The following is a 15,619-nucleotide window of genomic DNA, read 5'->3' as shown; positions in this document are numbered from 1 at the left end:
TTCTTTAAGGAACAGTCCGGGAGGGTGGACTACTCATCCGCCAGCGTCCTCAGGGACGAGCCGTCAGGTGGTTGGCGATGCACGTTGTTTTCCAGGTCGAGTACGAAGCTGATGATTTCTGCAACAACGGCCCAGTGTTCAACAGGGACAACTTCATCAAGGTCCACCGTGTCATACAGCAAGCGCGCCAGGGGCTTGTTTTCAACAACCGGGATTTCATTGTCGAAGGCGAGTTCGCGAATGCGTTTGGCCATATGGTCGGCGCCCTTGGCCACACATTGCGGTGCAAGGTCGGTGCCGGGCTCGTATTTCAAGGCAACGGCATAGTGTGTTGGGTTGGTTAGAACGACACTTGCCTCTGGCACGGCAAGTGCGACCCGTTTCTGGGATTGCTCGCGACGTACCTGGGCCCGCTTGGCCTTGAGTTCTGGCGAGCCTTCCGCTTCTTTCATTTCGTCGCGAAGTTCCTTGTGGGACATCATGTGCTTCTTGCGCCATTCAAACCGACGCCAAACGATGTCGAGCAGGGCGAGTGGAATGAGGAAGATCGACATTGCGACAAGCAGGCGACGGGCTGCTTCGAGCAGGTAGTTCGGCAGGCTTTCGGGGAGGAAGCCCGAACTGTCCATCATGCCGGCCACGACCTTGTTGGTCACCCAAAGGGCAAGCGCGCCAGCGACAAATACCTTCAACAGGCTTTTCCCAAACTCGATAAGGGCGCTGCCGGAGAAGAGACGTTTGAAGCCCTGTTGCGGCGAAATCTTGTTGAGCTTTGGCGTGATGCGTTCAAGTGAGAAGACGGTCTCACCCTGGATCATCACACCGAACAAGCCGCCGAGAGCCAGAAGGCCGAAAATCGGCGCAAGAACGAAGCCGAGGGCGATCATGAATTCGAACATCACCTCGCCCAGGCGGGTAACGCCCGCCTGGCCTGTTCCAACAGAAATTCGGCCCGAGTTGTCGATCAGGATTGCAAGCGACTCGGCGAGATCTGCTGACTGCCAGGGCAATACAAAGATCGTGATGCCGAGAAGGGACAACACTACCATCATGTTGCCGGTCTCGCGTGACGACGGCACATCCCCTTTCTTCCGCGCGTCCCGTAGGCGCTTTTCGGTTGGTTCGTGTGGTTTGGAGTCGCTTGTCTCTTCCTGGCTCATGGTGCCTCAGACGGTGAAGTTGGCAAACCAACGGATGAAATCACGTACAAAGAAGTCTAGCACGCTGGGGATTGCAGCGGCGAGGATAAGTAGGCCGACGGCGATCAGAATAGAGGCCGCAACGAAGAAAACTGGAAGCTGGGGCATCATCCGGTTGGCCAGGCCCATACCGAGGTTCAGCACAACCCCCATGACAAAGAAGGGGGCCGAGATCATGGTGCCGATGTAAAGGCTGTGCGCCCCAGCCTTGACGATCTGTTCGGCCAGATCTCCGGTCAGAATGCGACCCAGCGGGAATACGTTGTAGCTGTCCAGAAGCGCCATAAGGATGACATGATGCGCATCCGTGGCGAAAATTGCAGCGACCCCGCCCAACAGGATGAGAGTCGAGACAAGCGTGGCGCCTTCGAAAGAGCCAAGCGAAGGGCCGAAGGCGTTGGCAAGTCCCGAGACCTGTCCGACCTGGTAGCCTGCGAACTGAAGGGCGGCGAGGAGGACGCGGGCCGTCAATCCGATCCAGAGACCCACCGTGACCTCGAGGCCCAGAAGCACAGCTGCTGCGGCGGGGGATTCCGGAATGAAAGCCGGGACGGGGGTGACCGGGTAAAGTGCGGCGCAAAGCACGAGTGCAAAGGATAGCCTTGCGCGCACGGGTATTTGGGTTTCACCAAAACCGGGCATGAACATGAGGGCCGCGCCAAGCCGGGCCACGACCACGAAGTAGCCGAAGATCTGGGCGGAAACGATGTCCTCCAGCGACATGGTTATTGTCCCACGGTGCCCATCGTGCGCAGCGAGGCTTTGCGGTGTACCTCGTTGTGCGAGATGATTTGGGTCATTGGGCTGACGCGTTCGAAGATCGAGCGCACGTAGGGTCGGACGGAGGGCGAGACCAAGAGCGCCGGCCAATGATCACCGCTTGAGAACCGCTGGATTTCCTGACGGGCGGCAAGAACAAACTCCTGAACTCGCTGGGGCGACATGATGAACGTCTCTTCGCCATTGGCGTTCGAAACCGAGTTGGTCAGTTCGCGCTCCCAATCTGCGCCAAGGGTGATCACCGGCACGTGGCCTTGGGGATCGATCAGAGACTGGCAAATCTGCTTCGAGAGCTTTCCGCGGACATGTTCCACAACTTGACGAATGTTCTGAGTTGTCGCGGTGGCTTCGGCAATGGCCTCGATGATGCGCGGCAGGTTGCGGATCGAGACACGCTCGGCCAGCAGCGCCTGAAGCACATGTTGCAGCATGACGGCGGAAGACGAGCCGCTGTCGGACAGGAGCTTTTGATATTCCTTGCTTTGCCCTTCGATCAGTTCCTGAGTTGCCGAATAGTTCAGGATTTCCGGCATGTGCTCTTTGATGATCTCCGTCAGGTGCGTGGTGATGACGCTTTCGGGGTCAACTACTGTCAGACCCATCAGCTCGGCTTCGGATGCGCGGGTTTCGTCCACCCAAACGGCATTCAGGCCGAAGGTGGGTTCGCGAGTCTGTTCGCCGGGAAGGTCAATCTGGCTCCCTTCCGGGTCGATTACCATCATCATCATCGGACGCACGTCGCCGCGGGCGGTCTCGACCTCGTTGAGGGAGACCGAATAGGTGTTGGGTGGCAGGGTGTTGTCGTCCTTGATGCGGACGGGGGGAAGAACGAAACCGAAGTCCTTGATGAAAAGATTGCGCAGGCTTTTGACCTTACCGGGCAGGGCTGCGTTTTGCGAGGTGATCAGGGGAACAAGGCCGGTGCCAAGGTTCAGCCGGACATCATCAACGTGAAGAAGGTCGAAGACGGTTTCCTCTTTGGATTGTTCTTGCGATTCCGCAAATTCTGCTGCGGCCTGTTCTGCCTGTTTCACGCTTTCCGCGTGCTTTTGCATCACGTAGCCCATGGCTGCCATGGCTGCCGACAGGGGCAGGAAGACGGCTACCGGGAAGCCGGGAAGCCAGCCGACGCCAAAGCAAAGGGCGGCGGCCATGTAGAGGGCCTTGGGGAAGCCACCGAGCTGGGCCAGGACAACTTCGTTTGCGGCACCGCGGGTTCCGCCTTTGGTGACAAGAAGACCTGCGGCCAGCGACACAACAAGCGCGGGGATCTGCGTGATAAGCCCGTCACCGATTGTCAGAACCGTATAGTTCGCGGCGGCCTGGCTGATGCTGAGCGAGTGGCTTGTCATGCCGATCAGGATGCCGCCGATCACGTTGATCAGGGTAATGATGATACCGGCGACGGCGTCGCCGCGTACGAACTTGGATGCACCATCCATTGCCCCGAAAAAGGCGCTTTCTTCTTCCAGAACCTTGCGGCGCGCGCGCGCCTCGTCTTCGTCAATGATACCGGCACCCAGGTCGGCATCGATGGCCATCTGCTTGCCGGGCATCGCGTCGAGCGAGAAGCGGGCGGCAACTTCGGCGATACGGGTCGAACCCTTGGTGATCACGATGAAGTTGATCGTCACGAGGATCGCGAAAATCACGATACCGATGACATAGTCGCCCCCGACGATGAAGCCTGCGAACCCCTCGATGACCTTACCTGCGGCACCGGTCCCCTGATGGCCTTCACTCAGGATCAGGCGGGTCGATGACACGTTGAGCGCAAGGCGCAACATGGTGACCACGAGAAGCAGCGTCGGGAAGGAGTTGAAGTCGAGAGGGGTCTGAATCCAGAGCGACACCATGAGGATCAACACGGCGAGTGACAAGGAAACCGCAAGGCCGATATCCAGCAGGAACGGCGGCAGCGGAATGAACAGCATCGCAAGGATCAGCACCACGCCAATGGCAAAGGCAATATCCCGGTTGCCCACGGTCTGGCGCAGCCAGCCGGGCATCAGGGATTGGGGGGTGTTAACGTCACGTGCGCTCATTTTTGTCAGAACATCTCTTTGTAGTCAGGTATGATCGGCCGCATCGGGCTGTTGGAGTAGATCGTGAAAGTTGCAGCAGTCTCTTCGGACTGATGGTTGCCCCAGAACACGGCGGGTGGGGTCACGGGGGCGACCTCGGCCACCAGAACAGTATTCGCGATGGTTTCATCGACGATCATGTCCAGAAACCCATCCAGATTGGCATTGGCGACCCCCTGGTTGCGAGACAGCTTGTCGAGATAGATCTTCTGGTATTTCTCGGTGCCGGAGTGGTAGCGGCCGGCAGCTTTCCACCAGTCTCCCTCACTGCGGTACAGATCACGCAGGTAGCGGGCGGCATAGTCGACGTTGATGGCGGGATCTGTTGCGTCCTCAAGCGAAGCAAAAGCCTTGCCGTGCCATTTCTGATTGATCTGCATGCAGCCGACGTCGATAGATCGCACGCCCTGGGCCATCTGGTTGCGCACCCAGTCAAGCATGGCTGCGCGGGTGGGAAAGAAGGCGCCTTTGCCCTCGGCGTTGACCGACCAAGGCCAGACTGTGAGGCCGCGTTTCCCGACCCGTCCGGCCTCTTGGATGCCAATGGACAACAGAAGATTGTCGGGAATCCCATAGCGGGACTGTGCTTCGAGGATTTCGGCAAGGCACACCGCGTCGTCGCCCAGCTCGAAAATCTCCTGAGGCGTCGGCTCAGGTTGAGACGGCTTGTAGAACCCTGCCCAAAGCTGGGCCTGTGCCGATTGCTCTGACCCGCCTGTCGAAACGACAAAAAGCGCCGTTGCCAGCGCCAGAAGGGATGTACGTCGGCGCGCCATGGCTACACGCTACCGCTGGCGATCAGGTCGAAGATTTGCTCCGACAGGCGCGATAGCGTCCCATAGATGAATGGAAGCGTCAGGACCAAGGTTCCGAAGATCGCGATGATCTTGGGAACGAAGGTCAGCGTCATTTCCTGAATCTGGGTCAGGGCCTGAATGAATGCGATGATCAGACCCACGGCCAGTGCAACCGCAAGAACGGGCCCCGATCCCTTGAGAACGGTCATAATGGTGAGACGAAGAATTTCGTATGTGCTGACCGCGTCCATATTGGGTTCCTGCTGAAGCGCCTGTTGCGCGGGGTTAGATCGGCATCCGCATGATTTCCTGGTAGGCCTCGACGAATTTGTCCCGCACCGCGACCGAAACGCGGACCGTGCTTTCCATCGCCATCGTGGCCTCGACAACTTGTTGAATGCCTGCTTGGCCCGTCAGGCCCGCCATGGCCGTCTGGTCGCCCTGACGAACGGTTTCCGCAGCGTTGGAGGCCGCCTTTGACACCATCTGGGAAAAGTCGGGGCCCTGGGTCGTATTGCCCTGATCGGCCTGGTTCGTCTTGTCGCTCTGAAGACTGCGCGTCTTGTTGTAGGCCGATTGAACGGCGCTTGACGAACGAATGGCAGCAAAATCCGTCATCTCTTACCTCTTATCCCAACAGATCAATCAGGAGCGAACGCATCTCGCGTGCGCGTTCCATCATCGACAGGTTTGCTTCGTAACCACGTGCGGCCTCGCGCATGTTGCTCATCTCGATCAACGGATTGACGTTCGGCATTTTGACGTAACCGTTGTCATCCGCCGAAGGGTGGGCCGGATCGTAGAGAACTTTGAAATTGCTCAAGTCGCGCGAGATTTCCGAAACAGTGACGATCGCTGCGCCGGTGGATTCATCCGTGCCGGTGCCAAACGAGATGACCTTGCGGCGATATGGATCGTCGCCGGGGTTCTCGGCTGTGGTGGCCGAGTTGGCAACGTTTTCAGAAACCACCCGCAGGCGCTCTGACTGTGCCCGCATGCCGCTGGCGGCGGTGGCTGAAATCGATCTTAGTGAATCCATCGTTCAGCCCTCCTAGTTTCCGGAAACCGCAAGGATAAGCTGATGGGCTTTCTTGTAGAGACCAGCTGCCATCTTGTACTGGCCAGATGTTGAGCCGGCTTCCATCATCTGTTCCTCGAGAACGACGTTGTTGCCCGAAAAGTCCTCGCCCCAGGCGGTCTTGGTTTCGACAATCTGCGCGTTTAGGGGCAGACTCGTGTCTTCAGTGTTGCTCAGATAGCTTTGAAAGCTCTCCACATCCCGTGCGCGGTATTCTGCGGTATCGGCATTGGCGATGTTTTCGGAGAGCACTTTTTGACGGTCCGAGAGCCATTGCAGGCGCTTGGATGCAAGGTCAAAAAGGTTGACGTCACCAAAGTTCATCATGGACTCCCGTCGCTATTTGAGCAAGTATAGCACCGTATCCAAGAATTAATAAAGGGTTTATTCTTGATATGAATGCTCTCGCATCGCTACATAGATCGATTTATTCCTTGAGTTCATCAAGGATAGTCGGGCATGTGAGCGCAATTGTTGGCCTTACCCTAAGTGCCTCGGGCCTGGAGAGGGCTGCGGGCATTGGTCAGCGGTGCAGAGTTCATAGCCGTTTGGGTGTGATTGATTGCGAAGTTGTTGGAGCGCGCAATGATGACCTGCAGCTTTTGCCCTACGGCAGCTGGGATGGAGTTGCCGTAGGCGATCCGGTTGAACTTGTGCAGCACGATGATGCGATTTCGCCGGATGAAAGCTGGATTGGTACCGTAGTTGATGCGCTGGGCCGGCCGCTGGATTACACGCCCAGGCGCCCCAGAAGTGGCAAGCGCCTTGCCCGAAAGGCGCATCCGCCGCGCGCGTTCGAGCGCCGTCGTGTTGGGGAAAAGCTTCAGACCCAGGTCAAGTGTATCGACGTCTTCACCCCGATTTGCCGTGGTCAGCGGATGGGTATTTTCGCGGGCTCAGGTGTCGGTAAGTCCACCCTGATGGCGATGCTGGCGCGCAATACGGATGCCGACGTTGTCGTGTTCGGACTTGTCGGTGAGCGTGGTCGGGAAGTTCGCGAGTTTATTCAGGAAGATCTGGGCGAGGAGGGTATGGCCCGGTCAGTGGTCGTGGTTGCAACTGGTGATGAAGCCCCCTTGTTGCGTCGGCAGGCAGCCTGGACGGCGACATCGGTTGCGGAATACTTTCGGTCGACTGGCCGGCAGGTTTTGTTGCTTCTCGATAGCGTGACGCGATTTGCAACTGCGCAACGCGAAATCGGTCTGTCCAGTGGTGAGCCACCCACCACGCGGGGCTATCCTCCAACCGTGTTCTCCGAGTTGCCACACCTACTGGAGCGGGCCGGCCCGGGCGTGGAAGGGCAGGGCGACATCACCGGAATCTATACCGTGCTTGTGGATGGTGATGACATGAACGAACCGATCGCCGATGCCATTCGCGGCATTGTTGATGGCCATATCGTGCTTGATCGTCGTATTGCCGAGCAGAGCCGCTTTCCGGCCATTGATGTTCAGAGATCCATTTCGCGGATGCTGCCGCAGTGCCATTCGCCGGAAGAATACGAGGTCATGTCGTCCGCCCGAAAGGCGCTTGCGCGGTATTCGGACATGGAGGAGTTGATCCGCGTTGGTGCCTATCGGCCGGGCTCAGATCCCGAACTGGAAGCGGCGGAGCGGTTCTTCAAGGCGGCAAATGCGTTCCTTTCTCAGAAGAGATCCGAGAAAATGACACCCGATCAGAGCTTTGCGGAAATTTATAGGTTGCTTTTGGAGGCCGGAATAGACGATCCTCTAAGAGAGTTCTTTGACGATAAACAGGTCAGCTGACACTCTTGATGCCGGCCGCTATTGCGCAGCGACCGGCTCAACCCGACTGGAGGGCGTCGAGGCTGGCTTTCTCTGGCGAGAAAGAAAACAAATCACTCGTTACTGTCACTCGCTTTGGGGCCTAGTGGAAACCACTAGGCCCCTATTGCGTTTAACGGAACAAGCTCAGGATGTTTTGAGGTGCTTGGTTCGCGATGGAGAGAGACTGCGTCGCAAGCTGTTGCTGGACCTGATAGGCCTGCAAGCGGGCGGCTTCTTCTTCCATGTTCGCGTCGACCATTGCGCCGATGCCCGAGTCCAGTGTGTCGGTCAGGCTGCCGAGGAATGCCTGCTGGCCTTCAACGGTCTTTTCGGTAACACCCAGCGAAGTCGCTGCCGCGATCGCGCTCGACAGGAGGCCTTCCGCGGTCGCCAGATCGGCGGCCAGGTCGGTCGAAGTCGAGACGTCGATGGCTGCAAAGCCGGTGTCGGTGTTGGTCATATCGCCACGGATCGATGCGAGGTCGACACCGGTGAACGAAATGGTGGTGGTGCTGAACGAACCGCCGGCGCGAGACACACCAGAAATCGCGGTGACGCTTACGGTTGCGGCGTTGCCGGTAGCACCGTCGCTCGATGCGTTGACCAGGTCGTCACCGTTGAAGGTGGCTTGCTTGATCGCGGAATCCATCCGCTTGACCAGTTCGCCCAGTTCCGACTGAACTTCGCCGAGGTCGATGCCGTTACCTTGTGCAAAGGCAACACGCTCAACAAACTGTTCAGCAAGATCAGCAACGGTTTCTGCGCCAAGGCGTGCGGTCGCGACCGAGTTCTTGGTCGAGGTCAGGCCTTCGTTGATGGCCTTGAACATACCGCTGTCGCCCTTCATCGTTTCCGAGATGGCGAAGTATGCTGCGTTTTCCTTACCGGAGCGAATGGCAAGGCCACTCGAAACGCGGTTTTGGGTTTCATTCAGGCCTGTATTGACCATTTTCAGCGTGGACAGGGCGACCATCGCCGAATTGTTTGTGAGAATGGACGACATTTAATGCTCTCCTCAACTTCTCATTATTGTCAGTCTTCTGACTGATCTGATTTTCTAATCAGTAACACGAATATTGAGCGTGAGGTTAAAGCGCGGTTAAGAAACCTGTGTCAAAATTAAGGCACCCAGTCTCAGAACTCGCGATCAATGCGCAAGTTGCCCTCTGATGCGGCGCCGAGTTTCTGCCCGGACTTGCCGTAGATACCACTCAAGCCATTGCGATCACTTGCTTTTTCTATCTCGCGCACCACACTTCTTGCGGCAATAGACATGCGGGACAGCAGTTCACCATCGGTGGCGGCGGCTTCTTTAAGTTCCTCAAGGTAAAGGTGAATCTTTTTTTCGCGGGCCGTTTGATGTGGCAAAAATGGCTCAATAAGGGGGGTCTTGAGCTCCAACCATTTCATCAATTTGGATTTTCGCTCGAAAAATTCGCTCACAACGCCGAGTTTGCCGCTGTTAATTGCTTCGATTTCCTCTCGAAGCAGTTGGATCGTTTCCTTCAGAGTCTCAGCGAAGGCATCAAGGTTCTGTTCGTCCTCATTGGTCAGGACGACGTCACCCGATGCGCTCGCGTTCTCTCGTGCCTCGCGCCGTTCACCAAACCTGAACTTTCGAATACCTGCCATCGTTTGTTCTACAAATGCCGTCAGCTACCGCCCGACAACTTGCTCCCTTGTTGGTAGGATGAGATCGCCTGTTCGACGCTTTGGCCAAATCCGAACCCGCCCTGCTCGGTGAGTTTTTCGGCAATTGCTTCGGAGAGGAAGGACCGCCAGATTTCAGCTTGCTTCTCGCCGCCAAAGGCGTTGGGGTCCACCGTTTCCATCATCTGTTCCACGAATTGGGTGAGGAAGACTGTTTCAAAGCCTTCCGCCACGTTCTTTTCACGCGAGGCCTGATTGGCCTGCGCCTTGGCCGCTTCCAGTGGAGAGATGGGAGGCATTTCAAGATTGGACATCAGATAATCTCCAGATCTGCATGCAGTGCCCCCGCGGCCTTGATGGCCTGCAGGATCGCAATGGTCTGACGCGCACCAACTCCAATGGCGTTCAGGCCATCAACGAGCTCCTGAAGGCTTACGTCCCCCTGCAGGATTGTGAAGCGCCGGTCGCTTTCGCGAATGTCGATCTCGGTCTCCGGAACCACGACAGTTGTGCCGCCGATGCTAATGGGCTCACCTGCAATGACCAGCGTGTCACCGCCCGCGCTCACGGGGTTGGGTTGGCTGACGTTGAAGCTCTCGTTTACCCGAACCGTCAGGCCGCCCTGGGTAATGGCGACGCGGCTGATGCGAACGTTGGCACCCATCACGATCGTTCCGGATTTTTCGTCAACAACCACGCGGGCGGTTGTATCCGGTTGGATGGCAATGTTCTCGATGTCTGCGATGAGTTCGGGGATCAGTTCCGGATCGCGCCCTTTCTTACCCGGGAAGCTGATTTCCACCGTGCCGGAATCCAGAACTTTGGCGGTGGCTTCGCCTAGGGCACCGGAAATCGCATTGCGCACACGGCGGGCGGTGGTGAAATCGGGGTCGCGCAATGAGATGCGCAGGCTGTTCATATCGTTTAGTTCAAACTGAACCTCACGCTCGACAATTGCACCGTTTTCGATTTTGGCAATTGTCGGCACGCCTTCGACTACGCTGCTGGCGTTGCCCTGAGCCAGAAAGCCGGAGGTGGCAATGGCGCCTTGCGCGACGGCATAGATTTCTCCGTCAGCCCCGGAAAGCGGCGTGACCAAAAGTGTGCCGCCGCGCAGGCTTGACGCATCGCCAAGGGACGACACGGTCACGTCCAGCGGTGAGCCGCGGCGGGCAAAGGGCGGCAGCTTTGCCGTTACCATGACGGCGGCCGTGTTCTTGGTCTTGAGTGAATCGCTGTCGAGGTTCGCGACCCCAAGGCGCTCGAGCATGCCCTTTATCGACTCGCGGGTGAAGGGGCTGGACGAGAGCTTGTCTCCCGAGCCTAGCAGGCCTACGACAAGCCCGTATCCGATCAGGTGGTTTTCGCGCACCCCTTCAAATCCGGCGATGTCCTTTAGGCGCACTTCTGCGCCGGCCGTCGTTGAACCCAGTACGACAGCCAAAACCATAGCCGCAGGGGCCAGGTGTTGAAGGATTTTTGGCGCTTGGAAGAACAAATCTTCACCTTTCCTTCATGTCGAGTCATGATTAAATTTCCATTAAGTAAGTATTAATTCATCTATCAATGAATTTACAAGAATAATATGTTGAATTGTTTTTCTTGCTATTTATACTTGGTGCCCATGAGCAGTGTAGCGAAACGAAGAATTGCCGGAGAAGTTCATGCGCGTCTTTGTGTTTGAACCGCGAGAGGAGCGCCACGAGGCCTTGGCCAATCAATTGAGCCATGTGGGCATTGAATCTCACTTTGTTGGGCGGGATTTCTTTCAGGCAGGTTTGTCGGCGTTGCGCCAGCCCGGTTTGGATAGCCGTCCAATCCTGATCGGCGAATCCGAGGATGTACATGAGAACATTCGCGCACTACGCAAGGCGGGGTGCTCAAATCCTGTTATTGTTCTACGTGACTTCCGGAACTTCCGTGATACTTCGGCCCTCCTCGATAACGGCGCTGATGATGTGATTGTCAGCCCAATCAAGGGCGGTGAAGTTCTTTCCCGCATCAACTCGATCATTCGCCGGTTTCATGGCCATGCGGCTGACAGCGTGGTCTTGGGCGAAATGACAGCCTATTTTGACGGCCGGGACCCGATTGTGTCGGGCAGCCGCATCAAGCTTTCCAAACGAGAGCATTCGATCTTTCGCCATCTCGTGCTGAATTCGCATCGCGTTACGTCAAAGAGTGCGATCTATGATGCAGTGTACGGCATGAGCGCGGATCAGCCGTTTGACAAGGTGATTGACGTCTATATCTGCAAGCTGCGCAAAAAGATCGCGGCGGCTGCAGAGAGTGGATGTCAGTATATCGAAACGGTGCATGGCCGCGGCTACAAGCTGTCGCCGCCGGACCACATGGACATGATGCACCGGGCGTCCTGACGTCCGCGCTATATCAGGTCAGATCCTGTTAAGTATGGATAGTGAAGAGAGCCTCGCGGCAACTTCGTAACTTGCTTGCAGTTGCGTTTCCAGATTTGTCATCCGGGTGACAGCTTCGTAGGGATCCACTGTCTCATACGCTGAAATCTGGGTTTGCTGGACAAGGGAAAGGTCGGTCAGGCGGGTCTTTGCTGTTTCGACGACCTGTTGATTAAAGCCGATCTGCGAAGAGATTGCCAAAGCGCCTTCCTGCCCCTTTGACAGCGAGTCGATGACGTTGCCCATCCAATCCTTATATGCCGCATCGTCATTGATGGTGCTGGCGTCGACGGCGATCAGCATCGAAAGCCCTTGTAAAATGTCACGCAGGCCGTCGTCGTTGGCTTGCGCACCGTAGCTCAGTTCCTGACCTGCGCTCAGCCGTGCCACGACACGGTCATAGGGTTGATTGGAACCATCAAGCTGCGGAGACCCGACGTAGAATGTCTGTTCAAAGTTGCGGTCCGGATTGCTGGCATCAGCAGAGGCAAAAACAGTGTCAAACTCGGCCGCCATTGCCTGTGCTGTGGCTAGGTCCGTGATCCCTGGCGCCACGATGCCCGCTGCAACACCTTCGGGTGAAAGCCCCGTGTCAGGGTTGGTTTGTTCCCAACGCATCAGTGGTGCGTTGTCACTTTGAGTGCCGGCAAACAGGTGTTCGCCGTTGTATTTGATATTGAGCGTTGCAACGACGCTCTCCATTGCCGCGCGTGCCTGCAATTTAAGAGTGTGGCCGCCGTTGGCGGGGCTCGAAGCATTGGCCAGGGCCATTTCCAAAACGCCCTGAACCTGGTCGCGAACTGCGTCGACCGAGGTCAGCATGGCTGACAGCTTGTTGCCAAGCAGCTCGTTTGATTTGAGGTAGTTTTGAGTTTCTTCTTCCCTTGCGCGCAGCTTGATAGTGCCTGCTGCTCGAGGGCCTAGATCGGCAAAGACGTCGGCACGCCGACCTGTAGACACTTCCTCTCCAGCCCGCTGCAAATCCATCGAGGTGCGAGAAACGTGGTACCTGTTTGTCAGGTTGAACTGTAAAGTTGAGAGGCGTCCCACTGACCAGGGCATGGTACCGTTCCTTACACTGCAGCGATGAGCGTATCCATCATTTCAGATATGGCCTGAAGCATGCGGGAATTCGCTGCAAAGCTTTGTTCGATGAGCATCAGCTTTTGCATCTCTTCATCGATGTTTACGCCTTCTGCGTTTTGACGGGCCGATTGAACGACAGCCGCCGCAGAACTTGCCGCGTTGTATTGGCTTTCGGCCCTGGCGCGGGCATTTGACTGGGCGGTGACCATTTCGGCACCAAAGTCGGCAAGCGTGATTGAGGATGGCAATCCTGTTCCCGGGTCTGCGTTGGCCGCCTGCCCCATCGCGTCGAGGAATGCCTGAATCTGGGTTGCATTCGAAGCATCACCTTGCTGTGCGGCGCCAATCCCGTCACGTAAGCGCCAGACTTCGCTACCAACGCCAACTTCTACGGCGTCATTGACATGCAGCCTGCCGGCCAACCCTGACAGGTTCGCAGGATCATAGGCTGAACCATTGTCGGTAAAGAGACCTGCCTGACCGGCAGTCAGGGAGGCGTCGGCATCTTCAAACGCCTCGATCAAGCTGCGCGCGTATTCGTCCAGTTGGAGTTGGAACTGTGGCAGTATCTCTTGGTTGAGGGCTATAAGGCCGGCAAGGCTTCCTTCGCGCAGTCCCCGGACACCGTCGCGGTTGGGCGTAATGTCCTGCTCTCCGGCCAGCAGCGTACCGGTGCCCTGGTTGTAGGTGACATCGTTGACGCGCTTGCCTTCCAGAAGCGCGGTTCCGGCAGAGGTATACACGCTGAGGGTGCCGTCGTTCGAGCGGGTGGTGCGGATATCGATGATGCCCGAAATCTGGTCCAGCAGCCCTTCGATCTTGTCTTCAAACTGTGCTGCTTCCAGCGATCCACTGGAAAAGTCCCGGCGGGTTTGATTGAGAGAAGCAAGGTCGTATAGCGCCTGGTTCAGATCCGCGACCTCGTAGCGGATTTCCATGTGAACTTCGGATTTGGTGTTGGCAAGCGTGTTGCTTGCCCCCCTGATTGAAGCCGCCAGATCTTCGGCGGCAAGGACGGCTCCGGATTGGGCACCGTTCGATGCTGGCGAATTCGCAAGCGTCGTCATGGCGTTTTGAAAGGCAGAAAACTTCTCAGCCGGAGAAATCCCGTCTCCGGGTTGCCCCAAATAGATGGTATATCCTCGCAATCCCTCGTGAATGGCTTCCTGATGCGCCATCTTGGAGTTTTCAAGGCGCGACATGCGCACGAGTGAGCTATCTACTTCCCTGCGGATTTCCTTGAGAATGGCTCCGCCTTGATCTGGCCCACCTGAAACCAGAACGGCTGTACGCCGAGCATAACCCGGCGTTGTCGCGTTGGCGACGTTGTCTGCAGTGATTGCCGAAAGCGACTGGGTGGTCGACAGTCCGTTCTTTGCAGAATAGAGGGCGGTAGTGAGACTCGTCATCTCATGCCTTACTTATTGTCAGATCAACTATCGTTTCAGACGGGTCGTTTCTTCCATCATTTCATCCACGGTGGTAACCACCTTTGCGTTGGTAGAATAGGCGCGTTGTGCCTCGATTAGATCTGTCATTTCCTTGGAGATGTCGACGTTTGCCGCCTCCAATGCACCGGCGTTAATGGCACCAACCGAGCCTGAGTTCGCTTGGCTCGCCAGGAAGGCCCCGCTTTCACCAGACAGACCGTAGGCATTGCCCTTCATCTCGATCATTCCGTGCGGGTTGGCGACAACTGCCACCGGAATCTCGTAGAGGGGGCGGCGCTGTCCGTTGTCAAAAACGCCAAACAAGGTGCCAGCTTCGTCGATCTCATAGCGGATCAGCCCCCCGACGCTTGAGCCGTTACGATCAAATGTCATGCCGGAGTCGCCTGCAAACTGCGTGATGCCGTTGTAGGTGCCGGGTGCGCCGAGGTCCAGCTCAAGGACTTGAGGGTCGGTGCCATTGTTCAAAGTTAGTGTGGCAACCCCGGTCGTCGCGTCAAATGCAAAGGCGCTGGGTGCCGTGGCAAGATTTGTAATATTTGAGTAGCTGGCTGGCGTGCCGCCCGTGTCTCCGGAATCGTGGAATTGAACTGTGACGCTACCAAGTGGCGCGTTGTTGGTGTCTTCCAGGGTCAAGACCCATTCATTTGGGTTCGCCGTCGATTGCCAGCTGAAGTTGATGTATTCCGACGCCCCAAGCGTCGTGTAGTATTCAGTTTGGCTGATGACCGGATCGGCTGTCGGGTCGCCCGACACATTCGAGGGTAGGTTTCCCCTTGCCGAAATGCTGGTCGTGGCGGCTGCAGAAAGGCTGATGTTGCCAACGTTTACGGTTTCCATCTGCGCAAAAGAACTGCGGTCAACCTGGCCGATCGAACCGCTGAGGTCGTAAGGGTAGCCTGCTAGGTAGTAGCCGGCGGCATTTACCAGATTGCCATCGGCGTCGGGCAGGAACGAGCCGGCCCGCGTCAGGAGATAGTTGGTTTGAATGGTTTCATTGGGACGGAGCGAAACCGAAAAGAACCCGTTGCCGCCAATGGCCATGTCTGTTGGCGAGTTTGTCGAGATCAGGCCGCCCGAGCTGTTGATGTCGAGCCGCTGCACCGAGGCGACAGAGAGAACGCCGGTTCCGCTTCCGCCGGATGCGGTGGTGGTTACCATTTGCGAGAAACCGCGGCGATAGCCGATGGTATTTGCGTTCGCGATGTTTTCGGAAATGCCGCCGACTGCCCGGGAGTTGGCTTGAAGGCCGCTTACGCCAGTTTGAAGCGCGCTGGAAATGCTCATGCCGAT

17 protein-coding genes are annotated in these 15,619 nt (G+C 57.0%); 2 read left to right on the top strand and 15 right to left on the bottom strand.

The window, feature by feature from the left end:
• Window positions 1-29: 29 nt before the first annotated feature.
• From ABWV42_RS12255 to ABWV42_RS12220, 8 genes are read right to left on the bottom strand one after another with little or no spacing between them, the layout of a single operon-like run.
• Complete coding sequence (locus ABWV42_RS12255; protein WP_255104328.1) at window positions 30-1,160, bottom strand: EscU/YscU/HrcU family type III secretion system export apparatus switch protein; 1,131 nt, start codon at window positions 1,158-1,160, stop codon at window positions 30-32.
• A gap of 6 nt (window positions 1,161-1,166) precedes the next feature.
• The gene (locus tag ABWV42_RS12250) at window positions 1,167-1,922 is read right to left on the bottom strand and encodes a flagellar biosynthetic protein FliR (protein WP_353340347.1); all 756 of its coding nucleotides are present in this window, start codon (window positions 1,920-1,922) and stop codon (window positions 1,167-1,169) included.
• Window positions 1,923-1,924: 2 nt separating this feature from the next.
• Window positions 1,925-3,988: a flagellar biosynthesis protein FlhA gene (flhA, locus tag ABWV42_RS12245; RefSeq protein WP_353340391.1), complete on the bottom strand. Its 2,064-nt coding sequence runs from the start codon at window positions 3,986-3,988 to the stop codon at window positions 1,925-1,927.
• Between the two features lie 41 nt (window positions 3,989-4,029).
• On the bottom strand, window positions 4,030-4,839 hold the full coding sequence (locus tag ABWV42_RS12240; RefSeq protein WP_353340346.1) for a lytic transglycosylase domain-containing protein: 810 nt from the start codon (window positions 4,837-4,839) through the stop codon (window positions 4,030-4,032).
• A gap of 2 nt (window positions 4,840-4,841) precedes the next feature.
• Complete coding sequence (locus tag ABWV42_RS12235; RefSeq protein ID WP_255104323.1) at window positions 4,842-5,111, bottom strand: flagellar biosynthetic protein FliQ; 270 nt, start codon at window positions 5,109-5,111, stop codon at window positions 4,842-4,844.
• A 34-nt stretch (window positions 5,112-5,145) separates the two neighbouring features.
• Window positions 5,146-5,478: a flagellar hook-basal body complex protein FliE gene (fliE, locus tag ABWV42_RS12230; protein ID WP_255104321.1), complete on the bottom strand. Its 333-nt coding sequence runs from the start codon at window positions 5,476-5,478 to the stop codon at window positions 5,146-5,148.
• Between the two features lie 10 nt (window positions 5,479-5,488).
• The gene (gene flgC / locus ABWV42_RS12225) at window positions 5,489-5,899 is read right to left on the bottom strand and encodes a flagellar basal body rod protein FlgC (RefSeq protein ID WP_255104319.1); all 411 of its coding nucleotides are present in this window, start codon (window positions 5,897-5,899) and stop codon (window positions 5,489-5,491) included.
• Window positions 5,900-5,911: 12 nt separating this feature from the next.
• Window positions 5,912-6,262: a flagellar basal body protein gene (locus ABWV42_RS12220; protein ID WP_353340345.1), complete on the bottom strand. Its 351-nt coding sequence runs from the start codon at window positions 6,260-6,262 to the stop codon at window positions 5,912-5,914.
• 71 nt (window positions 6,263-6,333) lie between these two features.
• Here ABWV42_RS12220 and ABWV42_RS12215 point away from each other — a divergent pair, with 71 nt between their 5' ends.
• Window positions 6,334-7,704 carry a FliI/YscN family ATPase gene (locus ABWV42_RS12215; protein ID WP_353340344.1) on the top strand — a complete coding sequence of 457 codons (1,371 nt, stop codon included), beginning with the start codon at window positions 6,334-6,336 and terminating at the stop codon, window positions 7,702-7,704.
• A 151-nt stretch (window positions 7,705-7,855) separates the two neighbouring features.
• Here ABWV42_RS12215 and ABWV42_RS12210 read toward each other — a convergent pair whose 3' ends face one another.
• The 4 genes from ABWV42_RS12210 to ABWV42_RS12195 all read right to left on the bottom strand — a co-directional run bounded on the left by ABWV42_RS12210 (window position 7,856) and on the right by ABWV42_RS12195 (window position 10,825).
• Window positions 7,856-8,728, bottom strand: coding sequence for a flagellin N-terminal helical domain-containing protein (locus tag ABWV42_RS12210; protein WP_255104313.1), 873 nt, complete (start codon window positions 8,726-8,728; stop codon window positions 7,856-7,858).
• 131 nt (window positions 8,729-8,859) lie between these two features.
• Window positions 8,860-9,357, bottom strand: a complete 498-nt coding sequence (locus ABWV42_RS12205; protein ID WP_353340343.1) for a flagellar biosynthesis protein FlgI — start codon at window positions 9,355-9,357, stop codon at window positions 8,860-8,862.
• 20 nt (window positions 9,358-9,377) lie between these two features.
• Complete coding sequence (locus tag ABWV42_RS12200) at window positions 9,378-9,689, bottom strand: rod-binding protein (protein ID WP_255104310.1); 312 nt, start codon at window positions 9,687-9,689, stop codon at window positions 9,378-9,380.
• Entirely contained in the window at window positions 9,689-10,825 is a 1,137-nt protein-coding gene (locus ABWV42_RS12195) for a flagellar basal body P-ring protein FlgI (RefSeq protein WP_255104308.1), read from the bottom strand. Before ABWV42_RS12195 ends, ABWV42_RS12200 begins: the two co-directional genes overlap by 1 nt.
• Window positions 10,826-11,039: 214 nt before the next feature.
• Between ABWV42_RS12195 and ABWV42_RS12190 the strand changes: the two genes are divergently transcribed.
• Window positions 11,040-11,753, top strand: coding sequence for a response regulator transcription factor (locus ABWV42_RS12190; protein ID WP_255104306.1), 714 nt, complete (start codon window positions 11,040-11,042; stop codon window positions 11,751-11,753).
• An 18-nt stretch (window positions 11,754-11,771) separates the two neighbouring features.
• Here the strand turns inward: ABWV42_RS12190 and ABWV42_RS12185 are convergent, their stop codons facing one another.
• The 3 genes from ABWV42_RS12185 to ABWV42_RS12175 are packed head-to-tail and all read right to left on the bottom strand — an operon-like array spanning window position 11,772 to window position 15,613.
• Entirely contained in the window at window positions 11,772-12,854 is a 1,083-nt protein-coding gene (locus ABWV42_RS12185; RefSeq protein WP_353340342.1) for a flagellin N-terminal helical domain-containing protein, read from the bottom strand.
• An 11-nt stretch (window positions 12,855-12,865) separates the two neighbouring features.
• Window positions 12,866-14,287 carry a flagellar hook-associated protein FlgK gene (flgK, locus tag ABWV42_RS12180; RefSeq protein WP_353340341.1) on the bottom strand — a complete coding sequence of 474 codons (1,422 nt, stop codon included), beginning with the start codon at window positions 14,285-14,287 and terminating at the stop codon, window positions 12,866-12,868.
• Window positions 14,288-14,314: 27 nt separating this feature from the next.
• Window positions 14,315-15,613 (bottom strand): flagellar hook protein FlgE, encoded by a 1,299-nt coding sequence (locus ABWV42_RS12175; protein WP_353340340.1) that lies wholly within the window; start codon window positions 15,611-15,613, stop codon window positions 14,315-14,317.
• Window positions 15,614-15,619: the final 6 nt, after the last annotated feature.

Source organism: Pelagimonas sp. KU-00592-HH, assembly GCF_040369695.1.
GTDB lineage: Bacteria > Pseudomonadota > Alphaproteobacteria > Rhodobacterales > Rhodobacteraceae > Shimia.
This window is presented reverse-complemented; position numbering and strand designations above follow the sequence as displayed.